At 41.4% G+C, this 16,463-nt stretch carries 23 protein-coding genes; 19 read left to right on the plus strand and 4 right to left on the minus strand.

Going from position 1 to position 16,463, the window contains the following annotated elements; all coding sequences use genetic code 11:
- Nucleotides 1-422: 422 nt before the first annotated feature.
- Nucleotides 423-797 carry a DUF5329 domain-containing protein gene (locus H5154_RS18510; RefSeq protein ID WP_182719224.1) on the minus strand — a complete coding sequence of 125 codons (375 nt, stop codon included), beginning with the start codon at nt 795-797 and terminating at the stop codon, nt 423-425.
- Nucleotides 798-1,056: 259 nt separating this feature from the next.
- Between H5154_RS18510 and H5154_RS18515 the strand changes: the two genes are divergently transcribed.
- Complete coding sequence (locus H5154_RS18515) at nt 1,057-1,950, plus strand: aldo/keto reductase family oxidoreductase (protein ID WP_182719225.1); 894 nt, start codon at nt 1,057-1,059, stop codon at nt 1,948-1,950.
- Nucleotides 1,951-2,089: 139 nt separating this feature from the next.
- On the opposite strand, the gene H5154_RS18520 is transcribed toward H5154_RS18515, so the two are convergent.
- From H5154_RS18520 to H5154_RS18530, 3 genes are all read right to left on the minus strand, one after another.
- Nucleotides 2,090-2,767, minus strand: a complete 678-nt coding sequence (locus H5154_RS18520) for a TorF family putative porin (protein ID WP_145241933.1) — start codon at nt 2,765-2,767, stop codon at nt 2,090-2,092.
- A gap of 289 nt (nt 2,768-3,056) precedes the next feature.
- Nucleotides 3,057-4,220, minus strand: coding sequence for a hypothetical protein (locus tag H5154_RS18525; RefSeq protein ID WP_145241931.1), 1,164 nt, complete (start codon nt 4,218-4,220; stop codon nt 3,057-3,059).
- 157 nt (nt 4,221-4,377) lie between these two features.
- Complete coding sequence (locus tag H5154_RS18530; RefSeq protein WP_182719227.1) at nt 4,378-4,569, minus strand: helix-turn-helix transcriptional regulator; 192 nt, start codon at nt 4,567-4,569, stop codon at nt 4,378-4,380.
- 142 nt (nt 4,570-4,711) lie between these two features.
- Here H5154_RS18530 and H5154_RS18535 point away from each other — a divergent pair, with 142 nt between their 5' ends.
- The 18 genes from H5154_RS18535 (at nt 4,712) to rplQ (ending at nt 15,408) form a co-directional block, all read left to right on the plus strand.
- Nucleotides 4,712-6,652 (plus strand): AsmA family protein, encoded by a 1,941-nt coding sequence (locus H5154_RS18535; protein WP_182719226.1) that lies wholly within the window; start codon nt 4,712-4,714, stop codon nt 6,650-6,652.
- Between the two features lie 277 nt (nt 6,653-6,929).
- Nucleotides 6,930-7,298 carry a 50S ribosomal protein L14 gene (gene rplN, locus H5154_RS18540; RefSeq protein WP_011329449.1) on the plus strand — a complete coding sequence of 123 codons (369 nt, stop codon included), beginning with the start codon at nt 6,930-6,932 and terminating at the stop codon, nt 7,296-7,298.
- Nucleotides 7,299-7,308: 10 nt separating this feature from the next.
- Entirely contained in the window at nt 7,309-7,623 is a 315-nt protein-coding gene (gene rplX / locus H5154_RS18545; protein WP_016710194.1) for a 50S ribosomal protein L24, read from the plus strand.
- A gap of 16 nt (nt 7,624-7,639) precedes the next feature.
- Nucleotides 7,640-8,179 carry a 50S ribosomal protein L5 gene (gene rplE, locus H5154_RS18550; protein ID WP_016710195.1) on the plus strand — a complete coding sequence of 180 codons (540 nt, stop codon included), beginning with the start codon at nt 7,640-7,642 and terminating at the stop codon, nt 8,177-8,179.
- A gap of 10 nt (nt 8,180-8,189) precedes the next feature.
- Complete coding sequence (rpsN, locus tag H5154_RS18555) at nt 8,190-8,495, plus strand: 30S ribosomal protein S14 (protein ID WP_058562128.1); 306 nt, start codon at nt 8,190-8,192, stop codon at nt 8,493-8,495.
- Between the two features lie 21 nt (nt 8,496-8,516).
- Nucleotides 8,517-8,909 carry a 30S ribosomal protein S8 gene (rpsH, locus tag H5154_RS18560; RefSeq protein WP_145241923.1) on the plus strand — a complete coding sequence of 131 codons (393 nt, stop codon included), beginning with the start codon at nt 8,517-8,519 and terminating at the stop codon, nt 8,907-8,909.
- Between the two features lie 13 nt (nt 8,910-8,922).
- Nucleotides 8,923-9,456: a 50S ribosomal protein L6 gene (rplF, locus tag H5154_RS18565; RefSeq protein ID WP_145241920.1), complete on the plus strand. Its 534-nt coding sequence runs from the start codon at nt 8,923-8,925 to the stop codon at nt 9,454-9,456.
- 9 nt (nt 9,457-9,465) lie between these two features.
- Nucleotides 9,466-9,816, plus strand: a complete 351-nt coding sequence (gene rplR / locus H5154_RS18570) for a 50S ribosomal protein L18 (protein WP_008115388.1) — start codon at nt 9,466-9,468, stop codon at nt 9,814-9,816.
- A gap of 9 nt (nt 9,817-9,825) precedes the next feature.
- Nucleotides 9,826-10,332: a 30S ribosomal protein S5 gene (gene rpsE / locus H5154_RS18575; RefSeq protein ID WP_002959485.1), complete on the plus strand. Its 507-nt coding sequence runs from the start codon at nt 9,826-9,828 to the stop codon at nt 10,330-10,332.
- A gap of 3 nt (nt 10,333-10,335) precedes the next feature.
- Nucleotides 10,336-10,518, plus strand: coding sequence for a 50S ribosomal protein L30 (gene rpmD, locus H5154_RS18580; protein WP_016710201.1), 183 nt, complete (start codon nt 10,336-10,338; stop codon nt 10,516-10,518).
- 5 nt (nt 10,519-10,523) lie between these two features.
- The gene (gene rplO, locus H5154_RS18585; protein ID WP_064668467.1) at nt 10,524-10,958 is read left to right on the plus strand and encodes a 50S ribosomal protein L15; all 435 of its coding nucleotides are present in this window, start codon (nt 10,524-10,526) and stop codon (nt 10,956-10,958) included.
- 10 nt (nt 10,959-10,968) lie between these two features.
- Nucleotides 10,969-12,297: a preprotein translocase subunit SecY gene (secY, locus tag H5154_RS18590; protein WP_145241918.1), complete on the plus strand. Its 1,329-nt coding sequence runs from the start codon at nt 10,969-10,971 to the stop codon at nt 12,295-12,297.
- Between the two features lie 22 nt (nt 12,298-12,319).
- Complete coding sequence (rpmJ, locus tag H5154_RS18595; protein ID WP_002959476.1) at nt 12,320-12,433, plus strand: 50S ribosomal protein L36; 114 nt, start codon at nt 12,320-12,322, stop codon at nt 12,431-12,433.
- A gap of 125 nt (nt 12,434-12,558) precedes the next feature.
- Nucleotides 12,559-12,915 (plus strand): 30S ribosomal protein S13, encoded by a 357-nt coding sequence (gene rpsM / locus H5154_RS18600; RefSeq protein ID WP_145241916.1) that lies wholly within the window; start codon nt 12,559-12,561, stop codon nt 12,913-12,915.
- A gap of 12 nt (nt 12,916-12,927) precedes the next feature.
- Nucleotides 12,928-13,314: a 30S ribosomal protein S11 gene (rpsK, locus tag H5154_RS18605; RefSeq protein WP_002959471.1), complete on the plus strand. Its 387-nt coding sequence runs from the start codon at nt 12,928-12,930 to the stop codon at nt 13,312-13,314.
- A 21-nt stretch (nt 13,315-13,335) separates the two neighbouring features.
- Entirely contained in the window at nt 13,336-13,956 is a 621-nt protein-coding gene (rpsD, locus tag H5154_RS18610; protein ID WP_016710205.1) for a 30S ribosomal protein S4, read from the plus strand.
- Between the two features lie 24 nt (nt 13,957-13,980).
- Nucleotides 13,981-14,967 carry a DNA-directed RNA polymerase subunit alpha gene (locus H5154_RS18615; protein ID WP_145241913.1) on the plus strand — a complete coding sequence of 329 codons (987 nt, stop codon included), beginning with the start codon at nt 13,981-13,983 and terminating at the stop codon, nt 14,965-14,967.
- A 39-nt stretch (nt 14,968-15,006) separates the two neighbouring features.
- Nucleotides 15,007-15,408 (plus strand): 50S ribosomal protein L17, encoded by a 402-nt coding sequence (rplQ, locus tag H5154_RS18620; RefSeq protein WP_016710207.1) that lies wholly within the window; start codon nt 15,007-15,009, stop codon nt 15,406-15,408.
- Nucleotides 15,409-16,463 lie beyond the last annotated feature (1,055 nt).

The following is a 16,463-nucleotide window of genomic DNA, read 5'->3' on the forward strand; positions in this document are numbered from 1 at the left end:
TTCTTATTAAATGTTGATAACTATTTTTATACCCAGTAGCGAGATTGGGTGCAAGTAATATCTACTTTACAGTCATGTTATTTCCTAAAATAATGATTATTAATTGCACGTTGTATTCACAGATTGTTCAGCTATATTTGCATACAGTATAGTTCGAAATTAAGAATGCATGGGTAGCTAAAAACAAAGCAACATTATTACAAGCACATGCTTTGAATACTCAGCCGAGCATACCGGCAGTCATTATTTAGACATTCAAAAATCATTAGTGCAGGCAGATTTTGTCGATAACTTAGTTATATAAAGTTATCGCTAGTGCAAGCTGATGATGAAAATAACTACCGCAGTATTAAATACAGCTTTGAGTTAGTGTTACTTCAGAATTTAAGTTCACCTCTCCTAAGAGTGAAACCAAGCCGCACTTATTGCGGCTTTTCTGTGGCTCTAAAATGAGTTAACTCGTTTGTAAGCCATTTCTTACTGGTGATTTGTGTATCATCTTCAAGAATAACAGCATAAGGTTTGCCACTCCATGAGCTTTTACTGGCAAGATTCTCAATAAACTCATCAGCGGTTTTAGCGTAGCGTTTGCCTTTGCGGTATTTCATAGCAAGATGATCAGCGGCTTCGGTGCTGGTGTGTTGATCACCGTTACGAATGAAAGTCGCGTTGCTTTGCGCGATAAAGCTGAGCAAATGAGTGACTTCTTGTTCAGTGGTTGCTGCAAAGCTCAACTGACTAACCGTGAGTAAAAGGCAAGCCATCAGCCTGTATATAGTGTGGGTTAAGTCTTTCATCTGTAGCCTCATTTAATCCAAAAAGTTTATTACGTTACCTGTGCCATCAAAAAAAGGTAAAGCTCTGAATAAAACTGATGTGCTAATGCATGTGCTGGTATAACTTTCAGCTATTAATACCTTATTTATTATGTAGAATAATACATCAATAAGGTCAATTAAATTATCATGGCTTATTAATTATCTGATAGGGATACTGTTTTGGTACTTGCATTGAACTTGCCGGGACAATATTTTTTACAAAAATAAAGGTGGAATTATGAACAGCTCAGATCGCGCTATTGACGAACTAGTACTTGGGTTTTGGCGATTATTAGATTGGCAAATTACTCCACAACAGTGTTTAACTTTTCTTGAGCAAACAATTGAAGCCGGTGTAAGGCACACCGATCACGCTGACATTTACGGTGGATATGGTTGTGAGGCAGAGTTTGGTAAAGCTTTAGCTTTAAAGCCAAGTATTCGTGATGAGATCAAAATTATTACTAAGTGTGGTATCAAACCTGCTTTTGCAAGCTTAGGGTTAGCAGGCCAAGCTAATCATTACGATTCGAGTGCCGCACATATTATTAGCTCAGCACAGCAATCGTTAAAGCATTTTAATACCGATAGATTAGATGCATTACTTATTCATCGCCCTGATTATTTGATGAATGCAGACGAAGTAGCTGAGGCATTCACTACTCTTAAGCAAAATGGTGATGTACTCGATTTTGGTGTATCAAACTTTACGCCATCACAACTAAGTTTATTGCAGTCGCGTCTTGATTTTGAATTGGTGACCAATCAAATTGAATTTTCACCGTATGAAATGCAAGCACTTGATGATGGTAGTTTAGACCAATGTCAGTTACTTGATATTAAACCTATGTGTTGGTCACCTTTGGCTGGCGGTCGCATTTTTGCAGAAAATGATGAAAAAGCGATTCGCCTGCGTCAAGTACTTGAGCAAGTCGGCAGCGAAATTGGTGCAAGTTCTATTGATCAAGTGGTTTACGCGTGGTTATTAATGCACCCAAGTTCCCCATCAGTGGTACTGGGTACTGGCAACATTGAGCGTGTTAAATCGGCTGTTGCCGCTAAGCAGTTAAAACTCAGTCGTGAACAATGGTATCGTATTTGGCAAGGTTCAACAGGGCACAGTGTGCCATAGGAGTTGTAAGTTTTAAGCTATAAGCAGTCTGAGTTGAGGGTAAGTCTTGATATAAAATATGAACTTAGCCGCTTACCGCTTACCAAGATCGAGAAAGGGCCTTACGGCCCTTAGTGTTGCAGCAAGTAACACATTCTTTTTATAGGCTAAAGTCCATTGAAAAAGCAACGTAAGCCTTAATATCACTGTCATCCATATCGGTATCTGATAGACCAAAAGTGAAGCCATCTTTAGAGATAGATACACCGTAATCGATGATATCGTCATCACCAATAAAATCACCAGAGTAGTGGCCTAAGTGTAAGGCCATTTCAGTGCCATTAGTACCAACTGCGAAACCGTAATCTGCAGTCAGGTATAACGAATCACCAAAGTCTGTGCCATCACCGCTTGCGGCTGAAGTTGCAAGAACTGATGCGCCAAAGCTAAAGCCACCCATACTGATGCTACCGTAAATTTCAGAAAAATCAGCGTCTGCGCCAGAAGCTGCATCAGGGTAAGCGTAATAGATGTAGCCAACGTCATAGCTCATATTTTCATTAATATCGCCACCAAAACCAGCATAGAGATCAAGCTCGTAGGTCATTTCATCGGCCCAGCTTGCATTTGAAGCCCAAGTACCAGCATAAAAACCTGATTCGTTGGCATAATCAATACCACCTGAAATTGCAGCATCACCACCGGTTTGTTCTTGACCACGCCATAAGTAGTTTGAAGTTGCTGCGGCATTGGCTGTTACTTCTGCATATGCTGCTGTAGATGTTGCACCCATGAGTACAAGTGTGCTGATCGCAATTGCTGATTTTAGTTTTAACATGTTTGGTATCCTGTTGTTATGCTGATTTTTTGGCTCGCAATTATTAATTAGATTGCAGTCTATAATTGCGGATCCTATTTTTAGTTGTCTACTAGGGTAATAGCACTGCTTGTGCCAAGTTAAATGAAAAGCAATAATTTATATTTAAATTACTTTATAAACAAAGGTATAAATATTTATAGTGAAAGGAGGAGATTGTTTTTTACGAAGCTTGCGCACTTTATTGGTGCGTAAAAAAACCCGCATGCACAACTCAGTTGCAGCGGGTTTTTGTATTTTTTACTGTGGTTTAACCAAAAATAGTACGCATTAGGCTGATTGTTTCGTTCACGCCACGGCCTTTTTGTACTTCGCTGATAATTGAATCACGCTTTGCGCGAATATGCTCAGGCATATCGTCAGCAGCAAGTGCGCGATCAACAAGTATTTCAGCAGACTCTTTACCACGACGCACTTTTCTAGTGCCAGTGGTAGTTGTACGCTTTGGCTTGCTCAATAACTTGATGTAGTTAGAGTTTTCAGGCGTGTTTTTGTCTGCATGATAGAAAAAGCACGGAATTAATGCTTTGATTGCAACAAGTTGTTGATCCAGCTCGCTGTCACCACTTGCCATTTTAAACCAAGACATACCATGAACTGCTTGGACAATATCCTGCCAATAACGCGCAAAGTCACGATTATTTAATTTAGTAATAGCCAATGCTGAACAAAGTGCATCTAAACGGGTGTTATTAATTGGTGTAAAAACATCTGGGCGGCGCATTGCTAATAGACGAGTTGCCGGTGCAAGCGTTGGCTTTTCATTGCTATCAGTAAAGGCTTTTAAATATTTGACCACAAATTCTTGGTAATCAGCTTCAGTTACTTCACCTTCTAAAGGTATATGTGCTAATGCTTCATCAAATAATGCCGGCAGGTCGGCAAGCATTTGATGAAAAGCTTTGGCGCTTTTAGTAGAGCTAAACCATTCGACATCAAAATTATAACTACTTGGATCCAGTGCAGAAGTATGTTTACCACTAAATGCTAATAAATCTTCAGGGATCATCTCTTTCAGTGATTGCTCGCGAATACCAGCTATATAGTTGGCAAGGCGTAACTGTTCATCAAGGGCTAACACATCTTTATGCTGCTCTATAAATACACTAACTACAGGCCAAGGCGCTACGCGTAATGTTTTCAATTGTAAGAAGCTAATTGCTGAAACTAATAAGTCATTAAGCTTTTTTAAAATTGGTAATTGATTGGTTTCGAGTAAATCATGATTAATACGGTCACGGCTAGCATTAAGTAGTTCATAGCACCAACCTAAGAAGTCTTCAGGATGATTTTCTATTTTCACCGCCATCAGGTTTAAGCTGATTTCAGAAGCCTGCTTTAGAATATTTTGATAAATATGGCCTTCTTGTTCGCCTAATGCCATTTGTGAAGGTGAAATGAGCAATTTTTTCATGCCTGATGGTACTCCGGTTAAATACATTTTTCAGTTGTTTAATTTTAGCGCAAAACGTCTTAAAACAACAGGGCTGTGCATCATACCGAAGAATACAGGGGATGCAATCTTGATAAGTTAAATCTGCACAAGATTGCATTTAAAGGGTTTAATCTGCTTATTCAAGTGAAAATAACTGCTCTACAGTAGTTTCAAACTGCCGAGCTATCTTCAATGCAATGATCACTGAAGGTGTAAAGCGTGATGTTTCGACCGTGCTGATTGTTTTGCGTGAAACGGCGCTAGCATCGGCTAGCTCTTGCTGTGAAAGCCCCGCGGCTTTGCGAAATTCAGCTATATGGTTTTGCAGCTAAAGGTATCAAAATGTTTCAGTAACAATTCATATATTCACTGTAGAATGCAGGAAATTGCATTTTTCTTCGTTGCACAATGATTTTAATGCTAACTCCCGCTATGATAAGAACATTATTTGCACATTTGAAAGGACCATCATGAAGACCTTATTTAAAGTTATTGGTGTCATATTATTATTGCTTGTTGCTTTAATTATTGCTGCACCGTTTTTAATTCCAACCGATGCCATTTTTAATAAAGTCTCTGAGCAGGTTGAGCAAACCACTGGGCGTACTTTAACTATTAAAGGCGATAAAACATTATCCGTTTTTCCTTCTTTGAAGCTTGAACTTGAAGATGTGCATTTTGCCAATATGAAAACTGGCTCACGTGCAGATATGGCAAGCATGCAGCAACTTGCAGTTCATATTCCTTGGTTTTCGCTATTTGGTGGTGAACTTAAACTAGAAAAGTTTGTGATCAATGAACCCAATATTCTGCTTGAAACAGATAAAAATGGTAAAGCTAACTGGCAGTTATTTGATGCAGTAGCTACGAAATCTGAGCAGCAAACTCAAGCAGGTGAGGCAGTCAAACTACCTGAAAAATTTGATATTCAATTAGGTGAAGTAGCTATATATGGTGGGTCGTTTACTTATTTAGATGGTCAAACGGGAGCTAAACAGCAAATTAGCGATTTAGAATTGGCTATCTTACTGCCTTCACTGCATAAATCACTCGAAGTCAAAGGTGGGATCACTTATATGCAAGAGCGCTTTGAGCTTGATGTAACAGTTGATAACCCAGCTAAAGCAATAGCAGGTGATACATTTAATGTGACAACTGATGTCACTTCAAAGTTAGTTGATGTTGAGTTTAAAGGCTTAATAGCCGGTCAAGGTAAAGAGATTCAAGGTCAATTAGCGCTCAGTGGTGATTCAGTAAAAGACATTGCTAAATGGCAGGGAGTCGAGCTGAACGCTAAAGAAAGCGCCTTTAATGCATTTAGTGTTAGCGGCAAAATGCGTATGCAAGGTGATAAGTTCAACCTAGCTGAATTAGTCGCCACTCTTGATGCATTAGAGATCAAAGGAAAAAGCGAGCTTAATTTAGGTAAGCGTTTAGCCGTTAATGCTGACATCGATTTAGGTATGCTGGACTTAAATCCTTACTTACCTGAGGTGGTAGCGCCAGCAGAGAAACCAGAACCTAAAAGTGACGAGCCAGCCAAACCAATTGTATGGGATGACACAAAAATGGATTTAAGTGGCTTAAATGCCTTAGATGCGAATGTGGTGATCCGTTCAAGTGGCTTAAAAGCAAATGAAATCAAACTTGGCGCTAATCAATTCACTGTAAACCTTAACAAAGGCGTAGCGAAAATTAGCCTAGATAAGTTTGCCGCCTACGAAGGTAATGGTAAAGGCACTGTAACAGTTAATGCGAAACAAGCTCCTTACAAAATCAGCACCAACTTCTCGTTAGATAAAATAGACGCACAACCATTGCTGACAGATGCCGCTGGCTTCGATAAGCTAATGGGCAAAGGCTCACTCAATTGGGACTTAGCAACATCAGGTCAGAGCCAAAAAGACTTTATGAGTGCCCTACAGGGTAAACTAGCATTTGAATTTGCCGATGGTGCAGTAAAAGGCGCCAACATTGCTGAAATGGTTCGCAAAGGCAAAGAGCTAATTAAGGGTAACTTTGGTGCAATATCCGAAGGGCTAGATACTGGCTTTGATAATTCCCAGCAAACTGACTTCTCTGCGCTAACGGGTAGCTTTAACTTTACCAATGGCGTAGGTAAAAACACAGATCTGAGTTTGTTAAGTCCATTAGTACGTATTAGTGGTGAAGGGGATGTTAATCTACCCGCAACGACAGTTAACTACCGCTTAGTGACAGGCATAGTCGATTCACTCGAAGGGCAGGGGACCAAAGATGATAGTACCGGCTTTAAAATTCCAGTACGAATCAAAGGACCATTTCATGATGTTGGCATCAGCTTAGATGTAAGCAAAGCGGCAGAAGATGAAGTAAAAGAAAAAGCGAAAGATAAAATTAAAGATAAGTTAAAAGGTTTGTTTGGCAAATAATGCCGATTTTATTCGGTGATAAAACAATCAGGGCATAAAATTGCCCTGATTGTTTTATAATCAATGCTAAAATAGCAAAATATGTTTCATCGACAAAACAACCATCCTCGTTATTCTAAATTAATTAAAAAATAACCTACCACTACCCCCGCAATGCTGATACAATTGCCCGCCCTTGGGAGACAACTAGATTGTTTTTTGAGTGGTTTTTAACCTAAATGTCTTGATTTTAAACAAATTTAAGACAGTTGTAATAACTACACCGGAGGTCATTAACATGATCCAAATGCAAACTCAGCTGGAAGTTGCTGATAACAGCGGCGCTCGCAAAGTGCAGTGTATTAAAGTCTTAGGCGGTTCGCACCGTCGTTATGCAGCGATTGGTGACATCATTAAAGTTTCTGTTAAAGAAGCGATTCCTCGCGGTAAAGTGAAGAAAGGTGATGTTAAAAACGCGGTAGTTGTGCGTACTAAGAAAGGCGTTCGTCGTCCAGATGGTTCTTTGATCCGTTTTGACAGCAATGCGGCTGTTATCTTAAATGATAACTTGCAGCCAATTGGTACACGTATTTTCGGCCCTGTGACTCGCGAACTTCGTAATGATAAGTTCATGAAAATCGTTTCACTAGCCCCAGAAGTACTGTAAGGAGTCAATCATGGCAGCAAAAATCCGTCGTGATGACGAAGTAATCGTTCTAGCAGGTAAAGACAAAGGTAAGCGCGGCAAAGTGCTTTCAGTTGTTACCGAGTCTGGTCGAGTATTTGTCGAAGGCATTAACTTAATCAAGAAGCACCAAAAGCCGGTTCCACAATTGAACCAGCCAGGTGGTATTGTTGAGAAAGAAGCGTCTATTGACGTATCAAACGTTGCGATCTTCAACTCGGAAACGAGTAAAGCAGATCGTGTAGGTTTCAAGATTGAAGATGGTAAGAAATTACGTATCTTTAAATCTACTGGTAAAACTATCTAATAGTTGGAGTAGAATGATGGCGAAACTGCATGAAGTATATAAAGACAAAGTAGTTGCTGAACTTCAAGAGAAGTTTGGTTTCAGCTCTGTCATGCAAGTCCCTCAGATCGAAAAGATCACATTGAATATGGGCGTGGGCGAAGCCCTAGCTGACAAGAAAATTCTAGACAACGCTGTTGCGGATCTAGAAGCAATCGCTGGTCAGAAGCCACTCATTACTAAAGCACGCAAATCTGTTGCTGGCTTTAAAGTACGTGAAGGCTACCCAATTGGTTGTAAAGTAACCCTACGCGGCGAGCGTATGTGGGACTTTTTTGAGCGTTTGGTTTCAATCGCTATCCCACGTATCCGTGACTTCCGTGGTGTAAGTGCTAAGTCTTTTGATGGACGTGGTAACTACAGCATGGGCGTACGTGAACAAATCATCTTCCCAGAAATTGATTATGATAAAGTAGACCGCGTACGCGGTATGGATATCACAATCACTACATCTGCGAAAACAGATGAGGAAGGCCGTGCGTTGTTAGAAGCGTTTAACTTCCCATTCAAGAAATAAGGGTAGGGTTATGGCAAAGAATTCTATGAAAGCGCGCGAAGCAAAGCGCACGAAATTAGTTGCTCAGTTCGCTGAAAAGCGCGCAGCACTAAAAGCTATCATCAGTGATGTGAAAACATCTGACGATGATCGTTGGGACGCGGTACTTAAGCTACAAGCTTTACCACGTGATTCTAGCCCTGCACGTCAACGTAATCGTTGTAACATTACGGGCCGCCCACATGGTTACCTTCGCAAATTCGGCATGAGCCGTATCAAAGTTCGCGAAGCAGCTATGCGCGGTGAAATTCCTGGCCTTAAAAAGGCTAGCTGGTAATAGAATCACGGGAGTAAGACTATGAGCTTGCAAGATCCTATCGCGGATTTGTTTACACGAATTCGTAACGGTCAGTCAGCGAAAAAAGTATCTGTAACGATGCCTAATTCAAAGCTGAAAGTAGCATTAGCTAAAGTATTAAAAGATGAAGGTTATATCGTTGATTTCACAATCAGCGGTGATGTTAAACCTGAGCTTTCTATCGAGTTGAAATACTTCGAAGGCAAAGCTGTTATTGAAAATATCCAGCGTGTTAGCCGCCCTGGTTTGCGTATCTATAAGAGACGTGACGAATTACCAAAGGTAATGGGTGGTCTAGGTATCGCTATCGTATCAACTTCTAAAGGCCTAATGACAGACCGCGCCGCACGTAGTGCTGGTGTTGGTGGTGAAATCATTGGTTTTGTAGCTTAATCGGAGGGGAACTATGTCTCGCATAGCAAAGGCACCAATTAATGTTCCTGCCGGTGTAGAAGTTACATTAAAAGGCCAGGACATCACAGTTAAAGGCAAAAACGGCGAATTAACGCGTACTATCAACTCTGCAGTTGAAGTACAACTTAACGACAACGTTATTACAACTTTACCTCGTGAAGGCGTAGCCAATGCATGGGCACAAGCAGGTACTGCTCGCGCTCTAATCAACAATATGATTGTTGGTACGCATGAAGGTTACGAGAAGAAACTTCAGTTAGTAGGCGTTGGTTACCGTGCTGCAGCTAAGGGTAAAACATTAGATTTAACTCTTGGTTTCTCACACCCAGTTAATTTCGCAGTTCCTGAAGGAATTACGATTGAAACTCCAAGCCAAACAGAAGTTCTAGTTAAGGGCGTAGATAAGCAGTTAGTTGGTCAAACAGCTGCTAACATTCGTGCATACCGTAAACCTGAGCCTTATAAAGGTAAAGGTGTTCGTTATTCAGATGAGAATGTACGCCGTAAAGAGGCTAAGAAGAAGTAAGGTAAGACGATGGATAAAAAAACAGCTCGTCTACGTCGTGCTAAACGCACTCGTAGAAATTATATTGAACAAGGCACAACGCGTCTTGTTATCCACCGCACGCCACGTCACATTTACGCTCAAGTTGTAAACGCTGAGGGTAATGTACTGGCTGCTGCTTCTACTGTTGAGAAAGCTATTAGCGAAACAGTTAAAGGCACAGGCAACGTTGCAGCTGCGCAAGCAGTTGGTAAAGCGGTTGCTGAACGTGCGGCTGACAAAGGCATCGAAAAGATTGCTTTTGATCGCAGTGGCTTTAAATATCACGGCCGTGTGAAGGCGCTAGCAGATGCTGCGCGTGAAGCCGGTTTGCAATTCTAGGAGTAGACAATGGCTAACGTAGAAGCAAAGCAACAACAGCCTGATCTAGCTGAAAAGCTAATCGCGGTGAACCGTGTGTCTAAAGTAGTTAAAGGTGGTCGTATCTTTAGCTTCACTGCACTAACTGTAGTTGGTGACGGCGCAGGTAAAGTAGGTTTCGGTTATGGTAAAGCACGTGAAGTTCCAGCTGCTATTCAAAAAGCAATGGAAAAAGCACGTCGTAACATGATCAACGTAGACCTAAATGGCAACACATTACAGCATCCTGTTAAAGGACGTCATGCTGGCTCTCTTGTGTTTATGAAACCAGCATCTGAAGGTACTGGTATCATCGCAGGTGGTGCTATGCGTGCAGTACTAGAAGTTACTGGTGTGCAGAACGTACTTTCTAAATGTTACGGTTCTACTAACCCGATCAACGTTGTACGTGCAACGATCTCAGCTCTTGAGAATATGAATTCTCCTCAGTCGATCGCTGCAAAACGTGGTCTTCGAGTAGACGAGATTCTGGGGTAAACCATGGCTAATAAAACTGTAAAAGTAACACAAGTAAAGAGCTCTATCGGTCGTTTACCGAAACATAAAGCTACATTACGCGGTCTTGGTTTACGTCGTATCAATCACACTGTTGAGTTAGAAGACACAGCATGTGTACGTGGTATGATCAACCAAGTTTCATACATGGTTAAGGTTGAGGGGTAATTCGAATGCATTTGAATACACTTTCTCCTGCTGCAGGTTCTAAATCTGCTGGTAAACGTGTTGGTCGTGGTATCGGTTCTGGTCTAGGTAAGACTGGTGGCCGTGGTCACAAAGGTCAAAAGTCACGTTCTGGCGGTAAAGTACGCGTTGGTTTTGAAGGCGGTCAAATGCCTATGCAACGTCGTCTACCTAAGTTTGGTTTCACTTCTCGCAAATCTTTAGTATCTGCAGAAATAAACCTATACGAGATCGCTAAAGTTGAAGGCGATGTGGTAGACCTAGGTACGCTACAGGCAGCTGGTCTAGTTAAAAAGAACGTTCTGTTCGTTAAAGTTGTTAAATCTGGCGAAGTTTCACGCGCTGTTACCGTTAAAGGCCTTAAAGCCTCTAAAGGTGCTCGCGAAGCTATCGAAGCCGCCGGAGGCAAGGTAGAAGACTAAGGAAGTACTAATGGCTAAACCAGGTCAAGATACACAAAGTGCACAAAGTGGGCTTTCGGAATTGAAACGTCGATTACTATTCGTATTGGGCGCTATCATTATTTACCGTCTAGGTTCATTTGTGCCAATCCCTGGGATTGACGCCGCTGTACTTGCCGATTTCTTCGAGCAACAAAAGGGCACCATTGTTGAAATGTTCAACATGTTCAGCGGTGGTGCGCTTGAGCGCGCTTCGGTGTTAGCACTGGGTATAATGCCTTACATCACAGCTTCAATTATTACGCAACTATTAACGCATATGTATCCTCCGTTTATAGAGCTTAAGAAAGAAGGTGAACAAGGTCGTAAGAAAATTAGCCAGTACACACGCTACGGCACGCTCTTGCTTGCTACTATCCAATCGATCGGTATTGCGACAAGCTTACCGGGTATGATGGACGGGTTAGTTGTTAACCCAGGTCTCGGTTTCTACTTCACCGCAGTGGTGAGTTTAGTAACTGGTACTATGTTCCTGATGTGGTTGGGCGAGCAAATAACTGAACGTGGTATCGGTAACGGTATCTCAGTTCTAATATTTGTTGGTATTGTAGCTAACCTGCCGTCTGCTATTGGTTCGACAGCCGAAATGGCGCGCCAAGGTGATTTACATGTTTTAGCACTGTTATTGATTGCGGTAATCGTATTCGCTGTTACTTATCTTGTAGTGTTCTTTGAACGTGGACAACGTCGTATCGTCGTTAACTACGCAAAGCGCCAACAAGGTCGTCAAGTATTTGCTGCCCAAAGCACGCATTTACCACTAAAAGTAAACATGGCGGGTGTTATTCCACCAATCTTTGCTAGCAGTATAATTCTGTTCCCTGGTACTATTGCCAGCTGGTTCGGCCAGGGTGAAGGTCCTGTCGCTGATGTGCTACAAGCGATTGCTACAACGTTGACTCCAGGTCAGCCTTTGTATGCAATAGTTTTAGCTGCGGCTATTATCTTCTTCTGCTTTTTCTACACAGCGTTGGTTTTTAACCCACGTGAAACAGCAGATAACCTGAAAAAATCTGGCGCATTTATCCCAGGTATTCGTCCAGGCGAGCAGACATCGAAATACATTGATAAAGTGATGACACGCCTGACATTGGCAGGTGCTTTGTATATAACCTTTATCTGTCTGGTGCCCGAATTCATGACCATGGCATGGCAAACGCCATTCTACTTCGGCGGTACATCAATTTTGATTATCGTTGTTGTGATCATGGACTTTATGGCACAAGTACAGACTCATATGATGTCTCATCAATATGATTCTGTGCTGAAAAAAGCGAACCTTAAAGGCTACGGTCGATAAGGTCAGTTTACGGAGTTGAGCAATGAAAGTACGTGCTTCCGTTAAGAAAATATGCCGTAACTGTAAAGTTATTAAACGTGCCGGTGTTGTACGTGTAATTTGCAGTGAGCCTAAGCATAAGCAAAGGCAAGGTTAATTTATAAGTCGTGCAGGCTGAGGTTTCTCGGCCTGTGTTTTCAGTTGTGATTTGGTCTTCGTTTGAGTATCCTTACGGGCTCTTCAAACAGATGATAACCGAATTCAAATATAGGAGATGTGTTAGTGGCCCGTATCGCTGGCATTAACGTCCCTGATCATAAACATGCAGTTATTGGTTTAACAGCTATTTATGGCATAGGTAAGACTCGCTCTAAGGCTATCTTAGTAGCGACTGGTATCGCCGAAACCACAAAAATCGGTGAACTTTCAGACGAAACACTTGACGTATTGCGTGAAGCAGTTGGCAAGTACACTGTAGAAGGTGATCTTCGTCGTGAAGTTACTTTGAATATCAAGCGCCTTATGGACCTTGGTTGTTACCGTGGCCTACGTCACCGTCGCTCTTTACCACTACGTGGTCAAAGAACAAAGACTAACGCGCGTACCCGTAAGGGTCCTCGTAAGCCTATTAAGCGATAAGGGGATAGTATTATGGCTAAGACACCAATTCGTCGTAAAAAGGTTAAAAAGCAAGTTGCTGATGGTATGGCTCATGTTCATGCTTCTTTCAACAACACTATTGTTACAATTACCGACCGTCAAGGTAATGCACTATCATGGGCTACTGCCGGTGGTTCAGGTTTCCGTGGTTCACGTAAATCTACACCATTCGCTGCTCAGGTTGCTGCAGAGCGTGCAGGTACTGCTGCTCAAGAATACGGTTTAAAAAATCTAGAAGTTTTCATCAAAGGTCCAGGTCCAGGTCGTGAATCTGCTGTACGTGCTTTGAATGCTGCTGGTTACCGTATCACCAACATTACTGACGTGACGCCAATACCACACAATGGTTGTCGTCCACCGAAGAAACGTCGCGTTTAACAATAGGTTAGGAGAAATAACATGGCAAGATATTTGGGCCCTAAGCTCAAGCTGAGTCGTCGTGAAGGTACTGACCTGTTCCTTAAGAGCGGCGTAAGAGCTATCGACTCTAAGTGTAAACTTGAGACTGCACCTGGTCAGCACGGCGCTCGTAAAGGTCGCTTATCTGATTACGGTTTACAATTACGTGAAAAGCAAAAAGTACGTCGTATCTACGGTGTATTAGAAAAGCAATTCCGTAACTACTACAAAGAAGCTGCTCGCCTTAAGGGCAACACAGGTGAAAACTTGTTACAGCTTTTAGAGCAACGTTTAGACAATGTTGTATACCGCATGGGTTTTGCAAGCACACGTGCTGAAGCACGTCAGTTAGTAAGCCACAAAGCGGTTTTAGTTAATGGTCGTGTAGTGAACATTCCTTCATTCGTAATTACTCCAGAAGATGTAGTAGTTATCCGTGAAAAGTCTAAGACACAAGCTCGTATCATCGCTGCTCTAGAACTAGCCGAGCAACGTGAAAAACCGACTTGGGTTGAAGTTGACGGTAAGAAAATGGAAGGTAATTTCAAACGCCTACCAGAGCGTTCAGACCTGTCTGCGGACATCAATGAACAACTAATCGTCGAACTTTACTCTAAGTAAAGTTAAGAGTTAAGAGAGGATAAAATGCAGGGTTCTGTTACAGAATTTCTAAAACCAAGGTTAGTCGATATCGACGCTATTAACCCAACTCGTTCTAAAGTAGTTTTAGAGCCATTAGAGCGTGGCTTCGGTCATACTCTTGGGAATGCCTTACGCCGTATACTTCTTTCGTCAATGCCAGGATGTGCAGTAACCGAAGTTGAAATCGACGGTGTGTTGCACGAATACAGCGCGAAAGAAGGCGTACAAGAAGACATCATTGAAATTCTGTTAAATCTTAAAGGTCTAGCAGTTACTTTGGAAGGTAAAGATGAAGTTTTTCTTACCCTGACTAAGTCTGGTGTAGGCCCTGTGACTGCGGCTGATATTCAGCACGACGGCGATGTAACCATTGCCAACCCAGATCATATTATTTGTCATTTAACGGCAGATAATAGTGCGATCAGCATGCGAATTCGTGTTGAACGTGGTCGTGGGTATGTGCCGGCATCTAGCCGTTTATCCTCTGATGACGATGAGCGTCCAATTGGTAGATTGTTGCTTGATGCATCATTTAGCCCAGTTGAACGTATTGCGTACTCGGTTGAATCAGCACGTGTTGAACAACGTACAGACTTAGACAAGTTAATCATTGATATGGAAACAAACGGCACTATAGATCCAGAAGAAGCGATCCGCCGTGCGTCGACTATCTTAGCTGAGCAGCTAGAAGCATTCGTAGACTTACGTGATGTTACTGAGCCAGAAGAGAAAGAAGAGAAGCCAGAATTCGATCCTATTCTACTTCGTCCAGTTGATGATCTTGAACTAACAGTGCGTTCAGCAAACTGTTTGAAAGCCGAGCAAATTCAATATATCGGTGATTTAGTTCAGCGCACAGAAGTCGAGCTTCTTAAAACGCCTAACTTAGGCAAGAAGTCTCTGACTGAAATTAAAGACGTGCTAGCTTCACGTGGTCTATCTCTAGGTATGCGCCTAGAAAATTGGCCACCTGCAAGCCTAGCTGAATAATCTAAATCACTATATTAGTTTAGTTAGAAGGATAGGGTCATGCGCCATCGTAAGAGTGGTCGTCAATTAAACCGTAACAGCAGCCATCGTAAAGCGATGTTCAGCAATATGGCAGGTTCTTTGGTGAAACATGAAATCATCAAAACTACTTTGCCAAAAGCGAAAGAGTTACGTCGTGTAATTGAACCTTTAATCACACTGGCTAAGACTGACAGTGTAGCAAATCGCCGTTTAGCGTTTGCTCGCACGCGTGATAAAGAAGTAGTTGGTAAGTTGTTCAGTGAAATCGGTCCTCGCAATACAGACCGTCCAGGTGGTTACACTCGTATTATTAAGTGTGGCTTCCGTGCTGGTGACAATGCACCAATGGCTTATATTGAACTAGTAGGTCGCACATCTGCGAACGAAGAAGTTCAAGAAGACGCGCAGTCTGCTGAGTAAGTCTTAAAGACACCAAAAAGCCGAGCATAAGCTCGGCTTTTTAATATCTAAAATTTGGCAAAAAATAATATCGCTATCAGTATCCCTGTATATAGCGCAACATTTCAACTATACCATTATCAAACCAACATCTTTGTAAGCCCACTAAGCGTCACTAGAATCTACTTCCCTTAATAACCATTTGTTATTCAACTAGCTTGTTAATTTAAATTTCATGGTCGGTAATAACATTTATAGCTTTGAAAGTTATCTTGCTACTGAATATGTAGCTGTATAAATCTATAGAGTCTACTTTTACCTATGATTTAAATGCGTGATAACTGCGACTGTCAGTGTTTGACCCTCATAAGTTATTAACAATATACATAGGTAAAGATTATAAACTTAGGTCATTTGATCAAAATATTGATCATTTCAGTAGTGGATCGTTTTTTCGATTAAAGATTGAATCTGGGTTTCTTCATTTAACTTGCACTTATATAGTTAAAAACAGTCTAGTTTAGTGTTGTTTTTGAGCGTTTAGCTTAAATACTCAGCGAACAGTGTTTTATTTTAAGTTTTCTTCAAAAAAAGGTTGATCTGTTTTTGGATCTCCCTATAATGCGACCCCACTGAGACGGCAGACAGCAACGCTTAGCGAGGCAAGAGTTAATCAGTTAGTCGAGTAAAACTTAAGTTTAGATTTTTAATAAAGTTTAAAATTAAGTGTTGACAAAAAAATAGGAAAGCGTAATATGCGCAGCCCTAGCGAGATAAAGTTTAACTTTAATCGCAACGTTCTTTAACAATATAAAGCAATCATCTGTGTGGGCACTCGTACAGATTGAGTTCTAACAGCCGAGCTTAACTTTCTTTTAGATAGCTAAGCAAGGCAAAAAATTTAGAGTCTCAATTGAAACTGAGTGACCAACAGAAGTAACTTATTTATAGGTTGCTTCGGCACAGTCAATTCAATATCGAAAGATATTAAATAAATTCAGAATTCATTGAGCTGTCGAAAGACAAAAAACTTTTAATTGAAGAGTTTGATCATGGCTCAGATTGAACGCTGGCGG

It is taken from the genome of Pseudoalteromonas sp. SR44-5 (genome assembly GCF_014163675.1).
Classification (GTDB): Bacteria; Pseudomonadota; Gammaproteobacteria; order Enterobacterales; family Alteromonadaceae; genus Pseudoalteromonas; species Pseudoalteromonas rhizosphaerae.

What these genes read in the sequence shown, in the direction of transcription:
- rpsD (WP_016710205.1), top strand. Translation starts at nt 13,336, where the DNA reads ATGGCAAGATATTTGGGCCCTAAGCTCAAGCTGAGTCGTCGTGAAGGT.
- H5154_RS18525 (WP_145241931.1), bottom strand. Translation starts at nt 4,220, where the DNA reads ATGAAAAAATTGCTCATTTCACCTTCACAAATGGCATTAGGCGAACAA.
- rplX (WP_016710194.1), top strand. Translation starts at nt 7,309, where the DNA reads ATGGCAGCAAAAATCCGTCGTGATGACGAAGTAATCGTTCTAGCAGGT.
- rpsH (WP_145241923.1), top strand. Translation starts at nt 8,517, where the DNA reads ATGAGCTTGCAAGATCCTATCGCGGATTTGTTTACACGAATTCGTAAC.
- rplR (WP_008115388.1), top strand. Translation starts at nt 9,466, where the DNA reads ATGGATAAAAAAACAGCTCGTCTACGTCGTGCTAAACGCACTCGTAGA.
- rpsN (WP_058562128.1), top strand. Translation starts at nt 8,190, where the DNA reads ATGGCAAAGAATTCTATGAAAGCGCGCGAAGCAAAGCGCACGAAATTA.
- H5154_RS18520 (WP_145241933.1), bottom strand. Translation starts at nt 2,767, where the DNA reads ATGTTAAAACTAAAATCAGCAATTGCGATCAGCACACTTGTACTCATG.
- rplN (WP_011329449.1), top strand. Translation starts at nt 6,930, where the DNA reads ATGATCCAAATGCAAACTCAGCTGGAAGTTGCTGATAACAGCGGCGCT.
- rpsE (WP_002959485.1), top strand. Translation starts at nt 9,826, where the DNA reads ATGGCTAACGTAGAAGCAAAGCAACAACAGCCTGATCTAGCTGAAAAG.
- H5154_RS18510 (WP_182719224.1), bottom strand. Translation starts at nt 797, where the DNA reads ATGAAAGACTTAACCCACACTATATACAGGCTGATGGCTTGCCTTTTA.
- rplE (WP_016710195.1), top strand. Translation starts at nt 7,640, where the DNA reads ATGGCGAAACTGCATGAAGTATATAAAGACAAAGTAGTTGCTGAACTT.
- rplO (WP_064668467.1), top strand. Translation starts at nt 10,524, where the DNA reads ATGCATTTGAATACACTTTCTCCTGCTGCAGGTTCTAAATCTGCTGGT.
- rpmJ (WP_002959476.1), top strand. Translation starts at nt 12,320, where the DNA reads ATGAAAGTACGTGCTTCCGTTAAGAAAATATGCCGTAACTGTAAAGTT.
- rpmD (WP_016710201.1), top strand. Translation starts at nt 10,336, where the DNA reads ATGGCTAATAAAACTGTAAAAGTAACACAAGTAAAGAGCTCTATCGGT.
- H5154_RS18535 (WP_182719226.1), top strand. Translation starts at nt 4,712, where the DNA reads ATGAAGACCTTATTTAAAGTTATTGGTGTCATATTATTATTGCTTGTT.
- H5154_RS18615 (WP_145241913.1), top strand. Translation starts at nt 13,981, where the DNA reads ATGCAGGGTTCTGTTACAGAATTTCTAAAACCAAGGTTAGTCGATATC.
- H5154_RS18515 (WP_182719225.1), top strand. Translation starts at nt 1,057, where the DNA reads ATGAACAGCTCAGATCGCGCTATTGACGAACTAGTACTTGGGTTTTGG.
- secY (WP_145241918.1), top strand. Translation starts at nt 10,969, where the DNA reads ATGGCTAAACCAGGTCAAGATACACAAAGTGCACAAAGTGGGCTTTCG.
- rplF (WP_145241920.1), top strand. Translation starts at nt 8,923, where the DNA reads ATGTCTCGCATAGCAAAGGCACCAATTAATGTTCCTGCCGGTGTAGAA.
- rpsK (WP_002959471.1), top strand. Translation starts at nt 12,928, where the DNA reads ATGGCTAAGACACCAATTCGTCGTAAAAAGGTTAAAAAGCAAGTTGCT.
- rplQ (WP_016710207.1), top strand. Translation starts at nt 15,007, where the DNA reads ATGCGCCATCGTAAGAGTGGTCGTCAATTAAACCGTAACAGCAGCCAT.